At 40.9% G+C, this 20,118-nt stretch carries 17 protein-coding genes; 11 read left to right on the top strand and 6 right to left on the bottom strand.

The annotated features are described in order from the left end of the window. Positions 1-201: 201 nt before the first annotated feature. Positions 202-2,406, bottom strand: a complete 2,205-nt coding sequence (locus tag QME03_RS00680) for a S9 family peptidase (protein WP_281723122.1) — start codon at positions 2,404-2,406, stop codon at positions 202-204. A 106-nt stretch (positions 2,407-2,512) separates the two neighbouring features. Here QME03_RS00680 and mnmL point away from each other — a divergent pair, with 106 nt between their 5' ends. Then, positions 2,513-3,424, top strand: coding sequence for a tRNA modification radical SAM protein MnmL/YtqA (mnmL, locus tag QME03_RS00675; RefSeq protein ID WP_281723121.1), 912 nt, complete (start codon positions 2,513-2,515; stop codon positions 3,422-3,424). Here the strand turns inward: mnmL and QME03_RS00670 are convergent. After that, complete coding sequence (locus QME03_RS00670; protein ID WP_462675812.1) at positions 3,403-4,206, bottom strand: gliding motility protein GldB-related protein; 804 nt, start codon at positions 4,204-4,206, stop codon at positions 3,403-3,405. The two genes, mnmL and QME03_RS00670, sit on opposite strands and share 22 nt — an antisense overlap. Positions 4,207-4,795: 589 nt before the next feature. Here QME03_RS00670 and QME03_RS00665 point away from each other — a divergent pair. The 10 genes from QME03_RS00665 to QME03_RS00620 all read left to right on the top strand — a co-directional run bounded on the left by QME03_RS00665 (position 4,796) and on the right by QME03_RS00620 (position 15,028). Further along, positions 4,796-6,523, top strand: coding sequence for a bifunctional metallophosphatase/5'-nucleotidase (locus tag QME03_RS00665; RefSeq protein ID WP_281723119.1), 1,728 nt, complete (start codon positions 4,796-4,798; stop codon positions 6,521-6,523). 227 nt (positions 6,524-6,750) lie between these two features. Then, the gene (nudC, locus tag QME03_RS00660; RefSeq protein WP_281723118.1) at positions 6,751-7,536 is read left to right on the top strand and encodes an NAD(+) diphosphatase; all 786 of its coding nucleotides are present in this window, start codon (positions 6,751-6,753) and stop codon (positions 7,534-7,536) included. A 154-nt stretch (positions 7,537-7,690) separates the two neighbouring features. Next, complete coding sequence (gene rlmN, locus QME03_RS00655) at positions 7,691-8,746, top strand: dual-specificity RNA methyltransferase RlmN (protein ID WP_281723117.1); 1,056 nt, start codon at positions 7,691-7,693, stop codon at positions 8,744-8,746. A 22-nt stretch (positions 8,747-8,768) separates the two neighbouring features. Next, positions 8,769-9,884 carry a PdxA family dehydrogenase gene (locus QME03_RS00650; RefSeq protein ID WP_281723116.1) on the top strand — a complete coding sequence of 372 codons (1,116 nt, stop codon included), beginning with the start codon at positions 8,769-8,771 and terminating at the stop codon, positions 9,882-9,884. Between the two features lie 6 nt (positions 9,885-9,890). Next, positions 9,891-10,928, top strand: a complete 1,038-nt coding sequence (locus QME03_RS00645) for a lysylphosphatidylglycerol synthase transmembrane domain-containing protein (protein ID WP_281723115.1) — start codon at positions 9,891-9,893, stop codon at positions 10,926-10,928. A gap of 228 nt (positions 10,929-11,156) precedes the next feature. Beyond that, on the top strand, positions 11,157-12,419 hold the full coding sequence (locus QME03_RS00640; protein ID WP_025816554.1) for a sigma-54 interaction domain-containing protein: 1,263 nt from the start codon (positions 11,157-11,159) through the stop codon (positions 12,417-12,419). After that, the gene (locus QME03_RS00635) at positions 12,397-12,918 is read left to right on the top strand and encodes an LptE family protein (protein WP_025816552.1); all 522 of its coding nucleotides are present in this window, start codon (positions 12,397-12,399) and stop codon (positions 12,916-12,918) included. The genes QME03_RS00640 and QME03_RS00635 overlap by 23 nt, the downstream gene beginning before the upstream one ends. Positions 12,919-12,944: 26 nt before the next feature. Then, positions 12,945-13,700 carry a tetratricopeptide repeat protein gene (locus tag QME03_RS00630; protein ID WP_273115094.1) on the top strand — a complete coding sequence of 252 codons (756 nt, stop codon included), beginning with the start codon at positions 12,945-12,947 and terminating at the stop codon, positions 13,698-13,700. Positions 13,701-13,815: 115 nt separating this feature from the next. Continuing rightward, positions 13,816-14,187, top strand: coding sequence for a preprotein translocase subunit SecG (secG, locus tag QME03_RS00625; protein ID WP_281723114.1), 372 nt, complete (start codon positions 13,816-13,818; stop codon positions 14,185-14,187). A 130-nt stretch (positions 14,188-14,317) separates the two neighbouring features. Continuing rightward, positions 14,318-15,028, top strand: coding sequence for a hypothetical protein (locus QME03_RS00620; RefSeq protein ID WP_025816549.1), 711 nt, complete (start codon positions 14,318-14,320; stop codon positions 15,026-15,028). Between the two features lie 358 nt (positions 15,029-15,386). Here the strand turns inward: QME03_RS00620 and QME03_RS00615 are convergent, their stop codons facing one another. The 4 genes from QME03_RS00615 to ftsY form a co-directional block, all read right to left on the bottom strand. Continuing rightward, a complete protein-coding gene (locus QME03_RS00615) occupies positions 15,387-17,264 on the bottom strand; it encodes an HU family DNA-binding protein (RefSeq protein ID WP_281723113.1) in 1,878 nt (625 codons plus the stop codon). Next, entirely contained in the window at positions 17,257-17,547 is a 291-nt protein-coding gene (locus QME03_RS00610; protein ID WP_025816547.1) for an HU family DNA-binding protein, read from the bottom strand. The genes QME03_RS00615 and QME03_RS00610 overlap by 8 nt, the downstream gene beginning before the upstream one ends. Position 17,548: 1 nt before the next feature. Then, the gene (rimO, locus tag QME03_RS00605; RefSeq protein WP_025816545.1) at positions 17,549-18,844 is read right to left on the bottom strand and encodes a 30S ribosomal protein S12 methylthiotransferase RimO; all 1,296 of its coding nucleotides are present in this window, start codon (positions 18,842-18,844) and stop codon (positions 17,549-17,551) included. Between the two features lie 271 nt (positions 18,845-19,115). Continuing rightward, positions 19,116-20,069: a signal recognition particle-docking protein FtsY gene (gene ftsY / locus QME03_RS00600; protein WP_281723112.1), complete on the bottom strand. Its 954-nt coding sequence runs from the start codon at positions 20,067-20,069 to the stop codon at positions 19,116-19,118. Positions 20,070-20,118 lie beyond the last annotated feature (49 nt).

Below are 20,118 nucleotides of genomic sequence, written 5' to 3'. Positions count from 1 at the left end.
CCCAACGTTTTCGTAATCATCCCAAGAATCGTAAGAAAGCTCTTAAGGCAGATAGGCAACTGAAAACTATAGCAGGTAGATTAGTAAGAGAACTAGTTAAGGCATGTATTTCGTCTAGAAGGACGTTCTATTAAATAGAAAAGTCCCAAACCCTTCGAAAAGAATGGGGTTGGGACTCTGTTTATCAACTAATAAACCCTTTTACTTCAAATTGTCTTTAAAGAAGTTTGTGATTTGGCGTAACAAGTGGTTACGCGTGTTGCCTCCATAAATGCTATGATTGCGATTGGTATAATATAGTTCTTTAAAGTCTTTATCAGCTTGCACCAGCGATTCAGCGTATTCAAAAGTGTTTTGGGGATGTACATTGTCATCAGCCAAGCCATGACAGATGAGCAGAGCACCATGCAGATTATGTGCGCGCGTCATAGCGTTGTCGTCGTATCCCTTGCCATTTTCTTTGGGAGTACGCATATATCTCTCCGTATAGATGGTGTCGTAATAGCGGAAAGATGTAGGAGGAGCCACCGAAACGCCAGCTTTGAAGGCTTTGTCACCAGTGCTCATACTCATAAGCGTGTTAAATCCACCGAAGCTCCATCCCCATATGCCGATGTTATTGCCATCAACATAAGGCAAAGATGCAAGATAACGTGCAGTTGCCACTTGGTCTTGCGACTCTAATTTTCCCAATTGGAGATAGGTAGACTTTTCAAAAGCCGAGCCTCTTCCGCCAGTTCCACGTCCGTCTACACATACAACGATGAAGCCTTGCTGTGCAAGATAGCAATCAAAAAGTGCACCTTGCCCCATAGAACCAACACTCCATGAGTTTACAACCTGCTGACTTCCTGGTCCGCTATATTGGAACATGATAACAGGATACTTTTTCGAGGGAGAGAAGTTGGTGGGCTTCACCATCCATCCGTCTAGTTTCACGCCATCGTTAGTGGTAAACGAGAAGAATTCGGGACGTGCAAAACCTTCTTGCTTGTATTTGTCAGCAAGTTTTTTATTATCTAGCAAGGTCGAAATAAGTTTGCCACGCGCATCGCAAAGTGTAAACACGTAAGGTGTGGTAGCATTACTCCATGTGTTAATAAAATACTTTAGGTCGCCCGAGAAGATGGCGCTATTCCATCCTTCTTGTTTGGTTAGGCATTCTGTCTTACCATTTTTGCGATTTACAAACACCTGTCTGTCGTGCGCTGTGGGCACGGCAGCTTGGTAAAACACGTCACCTGTTTGTTCGTCATAACCATAAACCTGGGTAATGTCAAAGTTTCCGTCTCCAATTTTACGAATTTGCTTACCACCCAGGTCGTAAAGGTAGAGATGCATATACCCATCACGGTCACTAGGAAGAAGTATACTGTTGTTGTAAACGGTAATGTTTTCGATAGCTTCTTCTTTAACATACTTATCGCTTTTCTCTCTAATAAGCAATTGAGCCACTGTGCTTCGTGGGTTCACTGTGTACACGTTCAGCACATCTTGATGCCGATTCATTGTATAAACTAGAATCATGTCTGCATTTTTTGTGGTTTTAATGCGTGGTATATAGCCATCGGCATCAAGTGGCACATCGAGTTTTCTTGTCTGTCGTGACTTGATGTCGTAGCTCCAAACCGACACTTTAGCATTGTCTTCTCCTGCTTTGGGGTATTTATACGAGAAGAGTGAAGGGTAAGTTTCGTTTTCGTTGAGTGCAGGTTTTTGTCCCATATACATTTGCAACGAAAACATTTTTACATCTTTTTCATCGTACTTCACCCAGCAAATCATAGTTCCATCGGCATTAAATACCAATGAGCTACTGGTTCCAAATTCCTCTTCATTCACCCAGTCGGGCACACCGTTTATTACTTCGTTCAGTTTCCCGTCTTTGGTAACCTGACTTTCAGCATTATCATAGAGCAGTTTAACAAGAAAAATATTGTTGTCGCGAACAAAAGCCACTTGCTTACTATCGGGTGACCAAGTGGGATTTTGTTGTGGTCCGCCATCAGAAAGCTTGTCAAGTCGACGCGATGCCACGGTGTAAATATAATAAGTGGCCTTAAAGGTACGCCTATATATCTTCTTAGAGTTGGTGCATATAAGGATGTGTGTACCGTCTGGCGAGAGGATATAGCTGTCGAACGACTTTACTTTTTGTCCTTGCGTGTTGTTCACGTCGAACAAAACGTCTACCTGCTTGCCTGTTTTAAACGAGTATCGCACGATGCGTTGCCCGTCATCACTAATACGTGCATAGAGGTCGCTGCCTTCTATGGGCTTAATTCCGGTGATGTATTCGGGCGAGTAAGTTCTGTCGGTAACCTGTTTTAAGTCGAGGTTGCCTTCAGCAGACGCACTCGCCACTGACAAAAGAAATGCCATACACGATATGATCACTTTTTTCATGATTGAATGTTTTTAGTCGTAATTGCGGACAAAGATAATTAAAAATCTGTACTTTTGCAAACCAAAAGTGGGCAATTGTTGTGCCCATCAATACAAATAACAAACAATGCAATTACCATACAACGATTTTGGGAACTGGATGCGACAGCAATTCCCCTATAAAGTACAAAAACTGTCGGTTAATGCAGGTTTTACTTGTCCCACGCGCGATGGCCATACTGGCTTTGGAGGGTGCACTTATTGCAACAATCGAAGCTTTAACCCTGCGTATTGTGAACCACAAGAGCAGGTGAGTAAACAGCTGGATGCAGGCAAAAAGTTTTTTGCACGCAAGTATCCTAATATGAAATATCTAGCTTATTTTCAGGCTTATACCAGCACATACGACACCATTGACCGACTAAAGGCTATGTACGAAGAGGCTTTAATGGTAGAAGATGTGGTGGGGTTGGTTATTGGTACACGCCCCGACTGTATGCCAGATGCCTTGCTTAACTACCTAGAAGAGCTTAACAAGCATACATTTCTGATTGTGGAATACGGGGTTGAAAGTGCCAATAACAATACATTAGAACGTGTTAAACGAGGACACACGTTTGAATGTAGTAAAGATACTATAGAACGCACACATCAACGGGGAATAAAAACAGGTGCACATGTTATCATTGGACTACCTGGAGAAGATGCAAAAGAAAGTATAAGACAGGCTAGCATCATGTCTAGTCTGCCCATTGATATCTTGAAAATCCACCAGATGCAGATAATTCGAGGAACATTATTAGCCAAAACTTATTTGGAACAGCCCTTTCATCTGTACACTGTTGACGAATATTTAGATGTAATTTGCGAATATGTTAAACGGCTTCGCAAAGACCTTGTGTTAGAAAGGTTTGTAAGTCAGTCGCCAGAAGGGCTACTTATAGCTCCCAAATGGGGACTTAAAAATTATGAGTTCACAAATCTTTTGGTTCGTAAGATGGAAAAAGAAAAGATTACTCAAGGTATCATGTCTTTATAATTATCGCTAGAAATCAGTTCTTCATAAGAAATTTCAGGATGAGAACGCATATACTTGTCAACACAATCAACAAACCAGTTTTTATAACTCTCCTTTGCAGTGGCCTTGTTTACCACCCACCATATTTTGGCCATGTGTAAATCGCTTTCCATTTGAGAACGAGTGTCGTAATTATCTAATGAGTATTGCGCCAACAAATAAAAGCTTAAGGCATCGGGAACAATGTATCCGCGATACATTGTTTTGGTTTGCTCAGGTGTATAAAAGCGTTTGTACAAGGCGTAGTCTTCGCCCATGTACTTGTCTAGCGACACACCAATAGTGCCATTTCCAACAATTATGCTTTGATCAAAAGAACTAATTTGTGTGTAAATCTTGGGTTGTGGAAGGTTAGGGAACCATTTGCTAAGTCGTCCGAAAGCGCGACAGAACTGCTCGTTGATATCATTTATATTGCTAAATTCTGCTTCTACATCAATTATCAGTCTTTGAAGGGTGGTGTCTTGATAGTAATGCAAGAATCGATGATGAATTTCAGAGTCTTCGATTGTTCCCAATTGCAGCACCTTTTCTATTAGTGTGCGAGTTTCGGTGGGGTAATCGGTGTTCATTTGCTGCAGTGCCGAGTAGTCTCCTGTGGTAAGATAACGACTTTCCAAGCGGTCATAGCGTTGCACTTTAATGCATTCGCCATAATCACCATTCATGTTACGCCACATCTTCCATTCGCAGCCTACGAACAGAACCGAGCAAAGCATGAGTATAATGGACATTAATTTCACGTCGTTTCTAATTTATTGATTTACCGATGCGAATTTACTAATTTTTTATTTATAATGCAAATTAATTGCTAACAAATATAAAATTAACATCTAAAAACTTGGCTTTTATTTCATATATGTTAATTTTTATGGAGAAATTTCCGCTTTTTTATGAATTTTAGAACAAAGTAAGATATTGAAAATGTGCGTGAGTAAAATTGCAATATCTTTTCTGTTTATGATACAAAGAACTAACACGTTTGCGCAAACAAGCATTAAGCAAAATTACGGTTAATGCCTATCGGTTGTAGTTTAAGGATTTGTCAACAGTCAAAGTTAGTTGGTTTCATTCTACTAACTAATTGTTCAATGCACACCTAATTACATTATATTAGGAGAATATGAGAACGTAAAGGTGTATGTGAAGAAGTATTATCAATAAAATCGTTATTTTTATAAGTGGAAGGAACATAAAAACGCTGCTGAATAATTACGTGATGCATCACCAAAAGCAGAATTTGCTATTACTCATAAACATTTACGTTGGTTCAGTGGGATATTACCATAAGATTTTGTACTTTTGCATTTCGGCTATTAAATGATTAAACAGATGAGAAAAATAATATTTATGCTCTTAACAGGTTTAAGTCTTTCCCAATATACCCATGCTCAAGCAGTGCAAATCAAGGTTATACAAACAAGTGATGTGCATGGAAGCTTCTTTCCTTATGATTTTATCAATCGTCGCGACCGAAAAGGATCGTTGGCTAGAGTGAGTACATACGTTAACGAAATGCGCAAGAAATATGGCAAGAATGTTATTTTGCTTGACAATGGAGATATTTTGCAGGGACAACCCACATGCTATTATTGCAACTTTGTAAAGCCCACAATGCCTAATTTGGCCGCATCAGTAATTAATTACTTAAAATATGATGCGCAAACTATTGGCAACCATGATATTGAAACGGGACATCCTGTTTACGACAAATGGATAAAAGAGGTGAAATGCCCTAGTCTTGGAGCCAACATTATAGAAACGCGCACAAACAAACCATACGTTCATCCTTACACCATTATCAAGCGCGATGGTGTTAAAGTGGCAGTGTTGGGTATGCTTACTCCTGCAATACCAAACTGGCTTAAAGAAAGTTTATGGAGTGGTCTGCGATTTGACAACATGGTAACATCGGCAAAATACTGGATGAAACATATCCAAACGAAGGAAAAGCCAGACGTGATAATAGGATTATTTCATAGCGGAAAGGAAGGTGGAATACATACTCCTGAGTACGATGAGGATGCTTCGCTGACGGTGGCTCGCGAGGTTGATGGCTTCGATATCGTGCTTTTTGGGCACGACCACACTCGTTTTTCGGGATGGATTAAAAACAATGCTGGTAAAGATGTACTATGTCTTGACCCCTCGTGCGATGCCTATCTGGTGAGTGATGCCACAATTGACATACGCAAGTCTAAAGGTAAGGTGGTGAGTAAAAAGATAACTGGTGATGTGATAGATATTACAGCGCAGCCTATTGATGAAAAATACATGGCGCATTTTAAAGTCGACATCGACAGTGTAAATGCCTTTGTAAACCGCAAGATTGGCAAGTTTGAAAACACAATTTACACTCGTGACTGCTATTTTGGTAGCGCTGCCTTCACGGATTTTATCCACGACCTGCAGTTAAAGATAACAGGAGCAGACGTTTCGTTTAATGCACCATTATCATTTGACACACGCATTAATAAGGGAGACGTATATGTGAGTGATATGTTCAACCTTTATAAGTACGAAAACCAAATTTATGTGCTCAAAATGACGGGCAAAGAAATACGCAATCACCTAGAAATGAGTTACGACCTTTGGGTCAACACCATGAAATCGCCTGAAGACAACATCATGCAACTAAGCGAATGGGCTAAACAAGACCGTCAACGCTTTGGTTTTAAAAATCTTGCATTTAACTTTGATAGTGCTGCAGGCATTATATATGAGGTGGATGTAACTAAGCCAGATGGCCAAAAGGTGAGAATTTTAAGTATGGCAGACGGAACACCATTCGACGAAAATCGTTGGTATAAGGTGGCCATGAACAGCTATCGTGGTAATGGTGGAGGTGAATTGCTAACTAAAGGCGCAGGTATTCCACGCTCTGAACTGAAAAGTAGAATTGTGTTTGAGAGCGAAAAAGACCAACGTTATTACCTCATGAAGTTGATTGAAGATGCTGGGGTGATGAACCCACAGGCACATAACAATTGGAAGTTTGTGCCAGAAGAGTGGACAAAGCCAGCAATTGAGCGCGATAAGAAACTAATTTTTGGTAACTAACCCTCCACATTGTGAGCGACTTGAGTGGATGAGTTTTTGATTTTAGTAGACTATATTATATAAGGTGTAAAATTAGAAACTCATCCATTTGAATGTCTATAAGCAGAGTTGTTATCAAGCTATGCTTCAAATACTATATTTTAATAATTTGCAAATAGCAGAAAACCTTTTATAAAAGTTACACAACTCGGTACTGGAATTACATTTTACTCATAAACTAAACGCCAATGAAAAGCCTGTGGTTTGTATTTAAAGAGTCGGAATTGCTGCTTGAGCAGCTAGGTAACGACCTATTCACTATCCCGTTGTCTGACAATCCTCCAACATTTATTAATGAAGGGCAACAAGTTAATGAGATGGAACCTACGGAAGAAGGAATACCTGTAAAGACATATTCGGTGGATTCTTCAACACAATTACCCCTAAAACACGTATATTGCGACCTAAGACAGTCGTATTATAAACTTCCTAATAAATATTATCTTCTAGCAGGAAAGTGTCGCGAGATAAACTATTGGGATGCGCATAGTCAATATTGTGGCGTCTGTGGGGCTCCGATGAAGTTGCACACCAATATATCTAAATGCTGTACACATTGTGCAAACGAAGTGTGGCCACAGCTAGCCACGGCTATAATAGTGCTTATTTATAAAGGCGACGAAGTGTTGTTGGTGCATGCCAAAAACTTCAAAAGCAATTTCTATGGTTTGATTGCAGGTTTTGTAGAGACGGGAGAATCGCTAGAAGAGGCTGTTGTGCGTGAAGTTAGAGAAGAAACAGCATTGGAAATAGAAGAACTTCGTTACTTTGATAGTCAGCCTTGGCCCTACCCTATTGGTTTAATGATTGGATTTACGGCCCGATACAAAGCAGGAAAACTTCACCTACAAGAAGAAGAACTGTCGGCTGGAGGATGGTTTCATCGTGACCATCTGCCACAAATACCTGAGAAACTAAGTCTTGCTCGCAAATTAATCGACCACTGGTTGGAGCAGAAACCCAATACGCTATAGTATTAAAGACTGATTTCAAAGCTAAACTGTAGCCTCGTAAGCATGATATAGATGGCAAGAAAACGAGCTATACCACATGCTAATCCCAATAAAATGTAGTAACTTTGCATGGAAAATTTTCAATTATTACTGCATATTATACACCAAACTATAAATGGATAACCACAAGATTCCACTTCTAGGGCACACGCTAGACGAACTCAAGACCATTGCCGTAGACAACGGTTTGCCTGCATTTGCTGGTAAACAAATGGCCGTTTGGCTCTACGATAAACATGTGGAAACTATAGACGAGATGACCAATATCTCGAAAGCTAACCGTGAACGGTTAGCTGAGCGTTATGATATAGGTGCTTCGAAGTTTATCGATGCACAATATTCTAAAGACGGAACCATCAAATATCTCTTCCCAACAGCAAACGGTAAGTTTGTGGAAACTGTGTACATTCCCGACCGTGATCGTGCTACGTTGTGTGTATCGTGCCAGGTAGGATGCAAAATGAACTGCTTGTTCTGCCAAACAGGTAAGCAGGGATTTGAAGGGAATCTTACGGCAAGCGACATACTTAACCAAATTTACGCCCTACCCGAGCGAGAAAAGCTCACAAATATTGTGTTTATGGGTCAAGGAGAACCAATGGATAACCTTGATAATGTGCTGAAAGTAACTCAGATTCTTACGGCCGATTATGGTTATGCCTGGAGTCCTAAGCGTATAACGGTGAGTAGCGTGGGTCTAAAAGGTAAGCTAAAACGTTTTCTAGACGAGAGCGATTGCCATGTAGCAGTCAGCATGCATTCACCTATTCCTGAAGAGCGAGCTAGCATTATGCCTGCAGAAAAAGGGCTTTCTATAGAGGATATTGTACAGCTTTTAAAACAATACGATTTCGCACACCAACGTCGCTTGTCGTTCGAATACATCATGTTTGGCGGTTTCAACGACACACCTGTGCATGCACGACAATTGGTTAAGTTGGTAGAAGGACTGGACTGCAGAGTTAATCTTATTCGTTTTCATCAAATTCCCAATGTTAATCTAAAGAATTCGGATGAGAAACGCATGGAAACCTTTAGAGATTACCTCACCAATCATGGCGTGTTTACAACCATTAGAGCCAGTAGAGGACAAGATATTTTCGCTGCTTGCGGACTTCTTAGCACCGCCAAACAAATAGCGGGCAGAAAAGATAGCAGCAAACACCAATAAATAAAGAACTAAGCAGAAACGTATGGACGACAATAAACTTCGTATTGCCATAACACAAGGCGACGCTAATGGTATCGGCATGGAACTTATTTTTAAAACTTTTGCCACGCCAGAGATGTTCGAACTTTGCACGCCCATTGTATATGGGTCGCCTAAAGTTGCGGCTTATTATAAAAAGGCCTTAAACTTGGATGTGAATTTCAATATCATTCAAGATGCTGCAGATGCTAAAGCCGAACGCATTAATTTGTTGGCTGTGACCGACGAAGATGTAAAAATTGAGTTCGCAACGCCTAGTGACGCCACCGCTTTATTATCACGTAAGGCTATAGACAAAGCAATTGACGACTATAAAGGGGGCATGGTGTGCGCAATTGTTAATGCACCAATAAACGAAAAATATTTTTCTAACACACTAGAAAAAGGAAGCGGCTTAGCACAATACATTGCCAAGCAACTGGGAAACACTGACGAAGTGCTTGAAATGGCGCTCAATGAATGTCTGCGCATCACTACAGTTTCTGGAGATTTGGCCTTAAGAGATGTTGAACGTGAGGTAACTAAAGAGAAAATAGAACAAACTGTGAAGTTGTTACATCAATCATTGCGACGCGACTTCATGATTTCTATTCCTCGAATTGCTGTTTTGGCGCTCAATCCCGCATTGGAAGACGCGTCTGGTAAAGAAGAACAAGAGGTGATTTCACCTGCAATCAAACAGCTAATAGATGATGGAATTGCAGCTTTTGGTCTTTATCAGGCCGAGCATTTTTTCGAAGATAGAACATTCGACACCTTTGATGCCGTGGTAGCCATGAATCACGACCAGGCCATGACACCTTTTAAAACCCTCTCTTATGATGGAGGTGTGAGGTTTGTAACAGGACTCTCGGCTGTTGTAACATCAACCGATGACGAGGCTTTAGCCCCACAAGCAGGTCAAGGCGTTGCCAGCGAATTGGCTTTAAGGCATGCTATCTACCTGGCCATTGATGTTTACAGAAATAGAATTGCTTACGATCAACCCTATAAAAACCCGCTGAAGAAACTCTATCACGAGAAAAGAGACGAGAGCGAGAAGGTTCGTTTCAACGTAACTAAAAAGCGAGAGAACAACGAAGAACAGCCAAGTAAATAATAAAAGATGAAGAAGAAATATCAAAACGGCTTTTTCATCTTCGGCTTAGGGCTGTTAGGCATTATGCTTACACAGCTTGATTATGCCGAGGTTTGGCGCGGATTGCAGCACACTGGTTATTGGTTTTTTGCGGTTTTGGCATTGTGGATGGCATTATATGTGCTTAACACTTCTGCATGGTACATCATTATCAAAGCAGGACAGAAACAAGACGCAACGCAAAAAGGCTATAACAACAAGCCAATTAATTTCTGGTGGCTATACAAAGTTACTGTCTCGGGATTTGCATTAAATTATGCTACGCCAGGCGGACTTATGGGTGGTGAACCCTATCGCATTATGTCGATAGCGCCAAAGATCGGTACAGAACGAGCTTCTTCGTCTGTAATTCTCTATGCAATGACCCACATCTTTAGCCATTTTTGGTTTTGGCTCGTTTCAATTGTGTTGTTTTTTATCACTCAACCGTTAACTACTGGCCATCTAACCATTGTGCTTGCAAGCACTGTGTTTTGTCTTTTAGGGCTCTGGTTCTTCATGGTGGGCTACCAAAAGGGGCTTACTTTTAGAGCCATGCGCTTACTTAGTCATGTGCCTTTAGTTAAACGCTGGGCTTTGGGCTTCATCGAAAGAAACAAAACGCAACTAGACAACATCGATCAGCAGATATCTGCGCTGCACAAACAAAGCCGAAGCACTTTTGTTTCAGCCGTGTTGTTGGAGTTAGGCTGTAGAATAATCTCGGCATTAGAAATATATTTTATTCTGTTGGTTATCATGCCAGATGTGAATTACATACAATGCATATTGATATTGGCCTTCACTAGTCTGTTTGCCAATTTGCTTTTCTTCATTCCTCTGCAACTAGGGGGGCGCGAAGGAGGCTTCCTTATGTCGGCTTCGGGTTTGGGGATTGCCTCGAGTTCTGGAATTTTCGTGGCACTCATTGTACGCATCAGAGAATTGATATTTACGGGGCTGGGGTTACTTCTTATTAAGTTCGATAGTTCAACTCCTAGTGCTGAAACGCCTGATAAGAGATAATAACGCATTCGATCGAAAGATAACCTATTGAAGGTGACCTCTTTAACAGATATCTCTCAAAAAATACAAAACAAACTATTTGCATGTCAATAGCAAAAATAATGCAGTTAATAATCAAAATATAAACAAATCAACAGATATATAACATAAAAGCATTCATGCCGAAAATCGTTAATCTTCCATTTTTGTGCCCTTTGTTCGGCTATTTTTTGTAACTTTGTCATCCCTATGAATACGACGGAACTACAAAAGATAAAACAAAGGTATAACATTGTGGGCAACTGCGATGCCTTAAATCATGCTTTAGACGTGGCTATGCAGGTTGCGCCTACAGATTTGTCTGTACTAATCATAGGCGAAAGCGGTGTGGGAAAAGAAATAATCCCACGCGTTATTCACGATAATTCTCCTCGAAAGCGAGAGAAATACTTTGCCATCAACTGTGGATCGATACCCGAGGGCACAATAGATAGCGAACTTTTTGGACACGAAAAAGGCTCATTCACAGGTGCCATCGGTGAAAGCGAAGGATATTTTGGTGTTGCCAACAATGGAACAATATTTCTTGACGAGGTGGGAGAACTACCCATGGCTACGCAAGCAAGACTTCTTCGTGTACTCGAAACTGGCGAATACATCCGCGTGGGTGGGCAAAAAATTATGAAAACTAATGTTCGCATTGTTGCAGCCACAAACGTTAACATGCGAAAAGCCATCAGCGAGGGACGATTTAGAGAAGATTTGTTCTATCGCTTGAACACTATCCCCATTCAAATGCCACCACTTCGAGACCGTGGTAATGATATTATTCTGCTCTTTAGACTATTTGCCATGCAGATGGCAGAGAAGTATAAGTTACCTAGAATATCTTTAACTGAAGACGCTAAGGCCCTAATGCTAAAGTACAAATGGCCTGGAAACGTTCGACAACTTAAGAATATAACCGAACAAATATCAATATTAAGTCGTGAACGAGATATTGATGCTGCGCTATTACAAAAGTTTATCCCCCAAGACCCTGAGAGCACACAGCTTGCTCCGCTATCTACAGGGGGAACACACTCGTATGAAAGCGAACGCGAAGTGCTTTATAAGATACTCTATGAGCTTCGTGGTAATGTAAGCGACTTGCGTAGAGAAGTATCGGGACTAAGAAAACGGCTTGACGATAGCGCAGCTCTCGGCGCAGAATTGCCAGGATATGCATCGCCTCTTGCCACACTTAACCCGCAAAACTATGATGCAAGCCACACACTACCAGCTATTCAGTCCACACCACAAGCCCCCCACACAAACGGCTTTGTCGAAGCAGAAGAGATAAACGAGGCAGAAACTGAAAGCCTGAACCTTAACGATTTGGGAAGACAAATGGTGGAAAAGGCGCTCGAACGTAATGGTGGTAACAGAAAAAAAGCAGCCATCGAACTTGGCATATCAGACCGAACATTGTATAGGAGAATAAAGCAGTATGGATTGGAAAACAGCAAATAGGCTGGCAATAACACTCGTCCTCGGCACTTGTGTGCTGTGGGCATGCTCTGTTTCTTACAAGTTTAACGGAGCAAGTATTGACTATAGCAAAACGAAAACCATACAAATAGCTGAATTTCCTAACAGAAGCAGCTATGTTTGGGGACCAATGGCGCCAATGTTCAACAATCAACTGAAGGACATTTATGCCAACCACACTCGTCTAACACAAGTTAAACGCAATGGCGACATGCGCGTAGAAGGCGAAATTTTGCAGTATACACAACGAAATAAGTCGGTGTCAAGCGAAGGATATTCGGCCCAAACCGAACTGTCGATAACTGTTAACGTGAGATTTACCAATACCAAAAATCCCAAAGAAAACTTTGAACGTCAGTTCACCGCTAGCGCCACTTACGAAACAACTTTGTCTTTGAATGTGGTTCAAGAACGTTTGGTAAGAGAAATGATTAAAGATTTGACTGACCAAATATTCAATGCTACTGTAGCTAATTGGTAATAACCATGGAACAAACAGCACAAACAATGAACTTAACACAACTTGTCAATCACCCCGAACTGCTAGATAAGGAGACGCTTTACGATCTCCGGAGCATTGTTGCGCTCCATCCTTATTACCAGCCTGCAAGGTTGATGATGTTGCAAAACTTGTATATATTGCACGATCCAACATTTGATGAGGAACTAAAACGGGCCTCCGTGTACCTCACCAATCGCAATGTCGTGTTCGAAATGATTGAGGCATCGCACTACAAGCTAAAAACTGAAGAACGTCGAACAAAACAGATACAGCAGACTGACGGCAACGAAAGCAGAACAATATCGCTTATCGACAATTTCTTGGATTCGCTTCCGGTGGATAAAACACAAGAAACACAGAAACCGCACCGCAAACCCACTCCTGCAGATGCAGCGATCGACTATGTATCTTACTTGATTGAAGTAGAAAGCGAAGAACAGGAAGTGCAACAAGATACACCACAACTCAAAGGGCAAACACTAATAGACAACTTCATTTATAATGAAGGTGGTAAGATGCAACTAAAAGACGAACCTGAATTTATGCCTGTTGTAGATGACAATACATCGACTGAAACAGCACAAGGAACGGACGGATATTTTACAGAAACACTGGCAAAGATTTACATTAGACAAGGAAAATTTGAGAAGGCACTTGAAATTATTAGGCGTTTAAATTTGAATTATCCAAAAAAAAATGTTTACTTTGCAGACCAAATACGTTTCTTAGAGAAACTAATTATTAACAATAACAATAAATAGTGTATGTTTGCCGTAATTCTCATTGTAGTAATTCTAGTTGCTTCACTGTTAATTGTTGAACGTGAATAGTGTCATAGATAAGTAATAAAAATAAATAATATAAACAAATAAAACAATGATTTACACTCTTTTTGTGGTTCTTATCTGCATTGCAGCAGTGCTGATGATTGCCATTGTACTCATTCAAGAGTCGAAAGGTGGTGGCCTTTCGTCGCAATTCTCTTCTTCTAACTCTATCATGGGTGTACGCAAAACTACTGATGTAGTTGAGAAAACCACATGGGGTTTGGCTATTGCCATGGTAGTATTTAGCGTAGTTTGTGCTTACGTTGCGCCTAAATCTACTGCAGAAAACAGTGTTCTTGAAAAGGCAGCTACTGAGACACAAACCACTAACCCCAACACTACTCCTGGATTTGGCGCTGGGTCACAAGGAACAAATGCTCCTGCTACCACTGATCCTACTACAGCTCCAGTGAAGAAATAATTGCATACAACTGCAACATGCTCGTAAGAACATGCCACTACTGTGTTTGAAATCCCATTGAAAATTCCCTTTCAATGGGATTTTAACTATTATAAAGCCTTCTTTTCTAAACAGTCACAATAAAATTATCATGAAAAAAATAATATTGCTCTTTTTATATACGTACATTGTTTTTACGTTTTTGGGCTGCAAGATCGAGAAATCAAATAACAGTAAGGTTGATACTCGGTCAGAAAATAAGCATAACCTGTCAAAAGCACAACAACTTGTCATAACTACACAAACCTCTAGCGATAGTATTGATAACATCAACTTTCAGAACACGGGTAAGCCTATAGTTGATTTCTTCAAGGGTAAGGATGCAGATATCGCAAATAAAGATATTGATACTACAAGAATATCGGCTGATGATGACGGTTTACCTAATGAAATAACTGATAAAATACCAAATAAACTAAAGACAATCATTCTCAATGGCAAACACATCCCTTTTAGTGAGTACTTTGATTCGCACGCAGGTGGTATAGCTAGCTTACCTAGCTATAATGGGTTCGACCTCTTCATCCTTCTTTATGAATATGGTGACACTGAGTATTGGGAAATGTGCATTGCTCACCATGGTGTTGTAGATGCCCAAAAGCAACGTTTGTGCGTACATTATGTGTGGGATGATTGGGGAGCCGAAAACGAGAGTAAGGCCGACTATCAACGTATAAGTTATAGATGGCTGGCCAACCAAGTATTATGTCTTCATGGTGAAAAACGTGATAAAGGGTTGATTGACTTTCGTAACAGATACTATCGCATAAACGCTAAAGGTTATTTTGAAGAGATAAAATAAAGCTTTATAATTGCTTTATAGCACTTTATTCACCAATTTAAATTGTGCGATTTTACAGGGCTGTTAGGTAAACATATAATGGTTATGATCGTTTATAGATTTCGTTTTTGCTTTTAGAAGTTTGTTTGTTTAATTTATGACGATGTTGCCTACTTCTTACAGAGAATAAGCCAGTCAAAATGAAGAAAGCAAGCGAACGATGAACAGCATGTATAACCGCTAACCAAAAAACTCGACAAGAGATGTACTGTCAATAAAGCTAAAATAGGGTCAGTCCTAAAACCCAGTTGTAAGCTTCCCTAAAATATCAAAAAAATGGGGCGTGAAAATTCATTTAGATGTTTCACGCCCCAATCCATTATTTATGCTTCTTCAATTCCAGCTTTGGAATTTTAATCTTTTCACCCGCTTTCAACTCTTTAACGTTGCCATTTACAGCCTCGATATAGCATTCCATGCCAGGGCCTAGTGTGCTTCTACTGAGAGAATAGAGCGTTTGCCCCTTGTTAACAGTAACAACTCGGTCGATACCAACTATTTTATAAGCGCCTGTACGTACACGAGCATCTTTCTCATATTGCTTATAATCCAAATCAGCACTCTTGGTTTCCGACTTTCTCTCTAGTCTCGGCACTACTTTCTCAACAGCCCGTTCTGTCGTTTTATTATCAGTTGCAGGTTGGTTATTAGCTTTTTTTTCTTCTGTCTTCTGCTGCTTTTCAGCATTACTCTGTTCTATTCTCGCCATTGTAGCATCCAGGTCGGCTTTTGTTTGCGCATCAATTGCCCTATTAATAGAATCTTCACGAACCGAGTCGGCCTTTGAAAGAGATTGGCCATTATCACAATTGGCAGCTGTTTTAGAGGTATTCAATAAAGTTTCAAGATGCGATATACGATTATCTTTCAACTGAATTTGGTTGTAGAAATACCATGCAGCAATACCAAACAGAGCCAGCACACCCAAGACTCCAGCCGCAATGAGTCGTTTGCGTCTTATCCTGCGCTCCTCTTCTTCCCATTCATCTTCAAAATTGGAGTTAGTGTTTTCTTCTTCCTCATCTTCAATGTTACTTTCGGGAGAATCGTTGGGTTTTACATCGCTAACTTCTTCCTGAACAACTTCAGTAATGGTTTCTACATTAGCCAATGTTTCTAGCTCGTTATCAGTAATTTCGTCTTCTTCTGGACTGTCTGTCTCATCAAGCTCTTCATTATCATTATGAACTTCGTTGCTCAAAACCACTACCTCTTGCGACTCCTTATCAAGCGTTGGCTCTTCATCGTGTGGTTCATTGCTGCTATAAGCATCTGTTTTTGGTGCGTGCACCGTATCAACGAGGTTGCTTACAGTATTTACTTCTTCAATCTCAGCTTTGTTGGTTATAACTTCGGCAACAACTTCAGCACCCTCCTGTTTTTCGCTTTCAGGGCTATTTAATGCATCAGCATCATTGTTTACTACAGGTGATGACAAAGTTTGTTCAGTTGCTAAAGATTCATTTCTTTCAACCGAAACCTCTGCTTCATCCTTTGTTTGCAAACTATTATCATCGTTGAGTAATCGCAATTGGTCGGTAGTAAGTGTTAATTCACCATTGTTCACTGCAGACTCTTGCGCTACACGAGTGCTAGAAACGGGGTAACCATTTAGGGCTGCCAATTGTTCAGATGTAAGCAAATGGCTCTTTTCAGCAGCTTTAGGCGCAGAGGTTTGAGGTATATTTTCTACTTCGGTCTCGTTGGTGGCCATTACATTAGCAGCCTCGTTCACGGCAGCCTCAATCTTAGAAGGTGGCAACTCTATTGTGATAGGTAGGTCTTCATCATCTGAAATATCCCCCAAAGTAGACGTATCAAAGTTGGAAGGGTTTTCCAACCAATCCATTCGCTCTAGTTCTTTAATATCAACGCCATCGTTGATAACCACCGTATCAAACTGCGCAAAAGGTTTGTTTACCAAATCTTTCATCGTACTATCAGGCGTAAACGAAATCTTATCACGTCCATCGATAATGATAGGTTCACCAGTATTAACATCAACGCTCTTACGAGCGCTAACGCTCATCACCTTAAAAGTGCCAAGTCCTTTTAGCTTAACAAGTTTATCATTGTTCAATCCCTCATTAAGGGTATCGAACATCATTGCGACAAAAGCCTCTGCATCTTTAAGCGACAGCTTTTTTTTGTTGACAAGAGCCATTGCCAACTCATGAATACCAACCCTATTATTCATCTTCACCACCGTTTTTGAGGCGTTCCTTAATGGAAGCCGTTGGTCTAAAATTCAACACAAGTTTAGGTGGAACCAGCATACGCTGTTGAGTTGCAGGATTCACCACCACACGTTCAAGTCGTTTTTTCACTTCAAACGTGCCGAAGCCAGAAATCGATACGATGTCTCCTTCGTCGAAACGGGCTGCCATTTCGTCGATGATGTTACGCACTAGGGTTTGGGTTACACTCTGTGTATAGCCCGTTTGCTGTGCTAGTTCGGTTATAAACTCTTTGTTGTTCATTCTATTCTATTTCACCATATAAGTCAAATTCTTCACTGTCTGTGATGCGTACATTGTAGAATTTTCCAACACGCAGACGTACAGTTGCAGGAATTAGCACCTCTGGGTCTACCTCTGGCGAAGCCCATTCAGTTCTTCCTATATAATAGTCGCCTTCTTTTCTGTCGATAATCACTCGTAAAGTCTTCCCCACTTTTTGTGCTTCCACTTCGGCGCTTATTTCTTGTTGCGAGGCCATAAGCTGGTCAAGTCGGCGTTGTTTTACCTCATCTGGCACATTGTCTTCGTAATGTTTTGCGCTGTATGTACCCTCTTCTTCAGAGTAGATAAAAGCCCCCATACGTTCAAATCGTGCCCATTTCACAAACTCGAGCAGTTCGTTAAAGTCGTCTTCTGTTTCACCGGGGAAACCAACCATCAGTGTCGTGCGCAGATGAATGCCAGGTACTTCTTCACGAATTCTACGGATAAGCTCTTCTGTTTGCGCTTTTGTCACATGGCGGTGCATACGAGTGAGCATATTATCCGATATGTGTTGCAGGGCAATATCGATGTATTTGCACACATTAGGTTTGTTTTTGATTACCTCAAGCAAATCTAAAGGGAACTGATTGGGGTAAGCATAATGCAGTCTTATCCACTCTACGCCCTTAATATCGGCCATATCGCTTATCAAACTGGTTATCTGGCGCTGTCCGTTGAGGTCAACCCCATAGTAGGTAAGTTCTTGAGCGATAATTTGAAATTCTTTAACCCCCTGTGAAACAAGACTACGAACCTCTTCAAGAATTTCTTCTTTGGGTCTGCTTACGTGCTTACCCGTAATAAGAGGTATGGCACAATAAGCACAACTGCGGTCGCAACCCTCACTAATCTTTAGATAGGCATAGTGGCGAGGAGTAGTAATGCTTCGCGTTCCATTACAAGAAGCAATAACCCCCTTGCCCAAATCCTTTAACAAGTTTTTATAATTAAACTTGCCATAGAATTTATCCACCTGTGGGATTTCCTGTTCTAACTCCTTTTGATAGCGTTGCGACAAGCATCCCATCACGTAAAGCTGCTTTAATCGCCCCTCTTCTTTGGCTTGCGCAAACTCCAAGATGGTATTGATACTCTCTTCTTTTGCGCTCTCAATGAAACCACACGTGTTGATAACCACAATTTCTCCTTTGGGATTTTTGCTGTCGTGCACGCAATGGTAGCCGTTGGCTTCAAACTGTTTCATCAACAATTCGCTATCAACGAGGTTTTTAGAACACCCCATTGTTATGATGTCTACCTGATTTTTAATCATTCTAATATTTGAATACTTGTTGAAATGTCGCCCATTTCCGCACGAACAACGTGGAGAAAAGTAGCTATAGTCACAGTTGTGACCTAGTTAACAACTGGGCGAAGGAGGCTTAGCGCCCCAGTGATGTCTATATAAGTTTGTGAGCATGTAAAGAGAGGAGTCAATAGCACAATTAAATCTCTGCTATAACATAATAAAGCTCATTATTGTCTGTTAACATATCGGTTAAACCCTAGATATGGTCCAATTTTACACCACTCAGAAGCGAAGGTTATTCGTTAAAAAGCGAGTCGACGAAATGTTTCCGGTTGAATAGTTGCAAATCTTCCATGCCCTCACCCAAGCCAATGTATTTCACAGGCACCTTCAGTTGGTCGCTGATACCAATCACCACACCACCTTTAGCCGTTCCATCTAGTTTTGTAATGGCCAGCGCAGTGATGTTGGTAACAGCAGAAAATTGCTTAGCTTGTTCGAAAGCGTTTTGTCCGGTAGAGCCATCAAGCACCAAAAGCACCTCGTTAGGCGCTTCGGGCATCACCTTTTTCATCACGTCTTTAATCTTTTTCAGCTCGTTCATCAAGCCAATCTTATTGTGAAGTCGGCCTGCGGTATCGATGATAACCACATCTGCCCCATTGGCTTTGGCCGAACTCAGTGTATCGAAAGCCACTGATGCAGGATCGGACCCCATCTGTTGCTTCACCACAGGCACGCCAACTCGTTCACCCCATATACATATTTGCTCTACAGCAGCAGCTCTAAAAGTGTCGGCTGCACCCAAATATACACTCTTACCGGCTTGCTTAAACTGGTGGGCCAACTTACCAATAGTAGTTGTCTTGCCAACTCCATTTACGCCAACAACAAGAATAACGTAAGGATTTCCTGTTTCAGGTAATTCCCAGTTGTCGTTGTCTTGCGTGTTATTTTCAGATAGAAGCGCAGCAATTTCCTCTTTAAGGATGTTATTAAGTTCGCCGGTCGATACATATTTATCACGAGCAACTCGCTCTTCAATTCTCTCTATGATTTTCAACGTAGTGTCTACGCCCACGTCGGATGTGATAAGTATCTCTTCAAGGTTGTCGAGCACCTCATCATCTACCTTTGATTTTCCGGCTACGGCACGCGTTAACTTGCTGAAAACGCTTTGTTTGGTCTTTTCCAATCCCTTGTCTAGCGTTTCTTTCTTGCTTTTGTTGAAAAATCCGAATATACCCATTTCGTTTATTTTTGATGCAAAGATACTTATTTTTATTTAGATAACCTAC

Source organism: Hoylesella shahii (genome assembly GCF_937990675.1).
Taxonomy (GTDB): Bacteria; Bacteroidota; Bacteroidia; order Bacteroidales; family Bacteroidaceae; genus Prevotella; species Prevotella shahii.
This window is presented reverse-complemented; position numbering and strand designations above follow the sequence as displayed.

Excerpts from the sequence above, each read along its gene's own strand:
- QME03_RS00615 (WP_281723113.1), bottom strand. The coding sequence starts at position 17,264 with ATGAATAATAGGGTTGGTATTCATGAGTTGGCAATGGCTCTTGTCAAC.
- QME03_RS00640 (WP_025816554.1), top strand. The coding sequence starts at position 11,157 with ATGAATACGACGGAACTACAAAAGATAAAACAAAGGTATAACATTGTG.
- QME03_RS00635 (WP_025816552.1), top strand. The coding sequence starts at position 12,397 with ATGGATTGGAAAACAGCAAATAGGCTGGCAATAACACTCGTCCTCGGC.
- mnmL (WP_281723121.1), top strand. The coding sequence starts at position 2,513 with ATGCAATTACCATACAACGATTTTGGGAACTGGATGCGACAGCAATTC.
- QME03_RS00630 (WP_273115094.1), top strand. The coding sequence starts at position 12,945 with ATGAACTTAACACAACTTGTCAATCACCCCGAACTGCTAGATAAGGAG.
- nudC (WP_281723118.1), top strand. The coding sequence starts at position 6,751 with ATGAAAAGCCTGTGGTTTGTATTTAAAGAGTCGGAATTGCTGCTTGAG.
- ftsY (WP_281723112.1), bottom strand. The coding sequence starts at position 20,069 with ATGGGTATATTCGGATTTTTCAACAAAAGCAAGAAAGAAACGCTAGAC.
- QME03_RS00645 (WP_281723115.1), top strand. The coding sequence starts at position 9,891 with ATGAAGAAGAAATATCAAAACGGCTTTTTCATCTTCGGCTTAGGGCTG.
- QME03_RS00680 (WP_281723122.1), bottom strand. The coding sequence starts at position 2,406 with ATGAAAAAAGTGATCATATCGTGTATGGCATTTCTTTTGTCAGTGGCG.
- rlmN (WP_281723117.1), top strand. The coding sequence starts at position 7,691 with ATGGATAACCACAAGATTCCACTTCTAGGGCACACGCTAGACGAACTC.
- rimO (WP_025816545.1), bottom strand. The coding sequence starts at position 18,844 with ATGATTAAAAATCAGGTAGACATCATAACAATGGGGTGTTCTAAAAAC.
- secG (WP_281723114.1), top strand. The coding sequence starts at position 13,816 with ATGATTTACACTCTTTTTGTGGTTCTTATCTGCATTGCAGCAGTGCTG.
- QME03_RS00650 (WP_281723116.1), top strand. The coding sequence starts at position 8,769 with ATGGACGACAATAAACTTCGTATTGCCATAACACAAGGCGACGCTAAT.
- QME03_RS00620 (WP_025816549.1), top strand. The coding sequence starts at position 14,318 with ATGAAAAAAATAATATTGCTCTTTTTATATACGTACATTGTTTTTACG.
- QME03_RS00610 (WP_025816547.1), bottom strand. The coding sequence starts at position 17,547 with ATGAACAACAAAGAGTTTATAACCGAACTAGCACAGCAAACGGGCTAT.
- QME03_RS00665 (WP_281723119.1), top strand. The coding sequence starts at position 4,796 with ATGAGAAAAATAATATTTATGCTCTTAACAGGTTTAAGTCTTTCCCAA.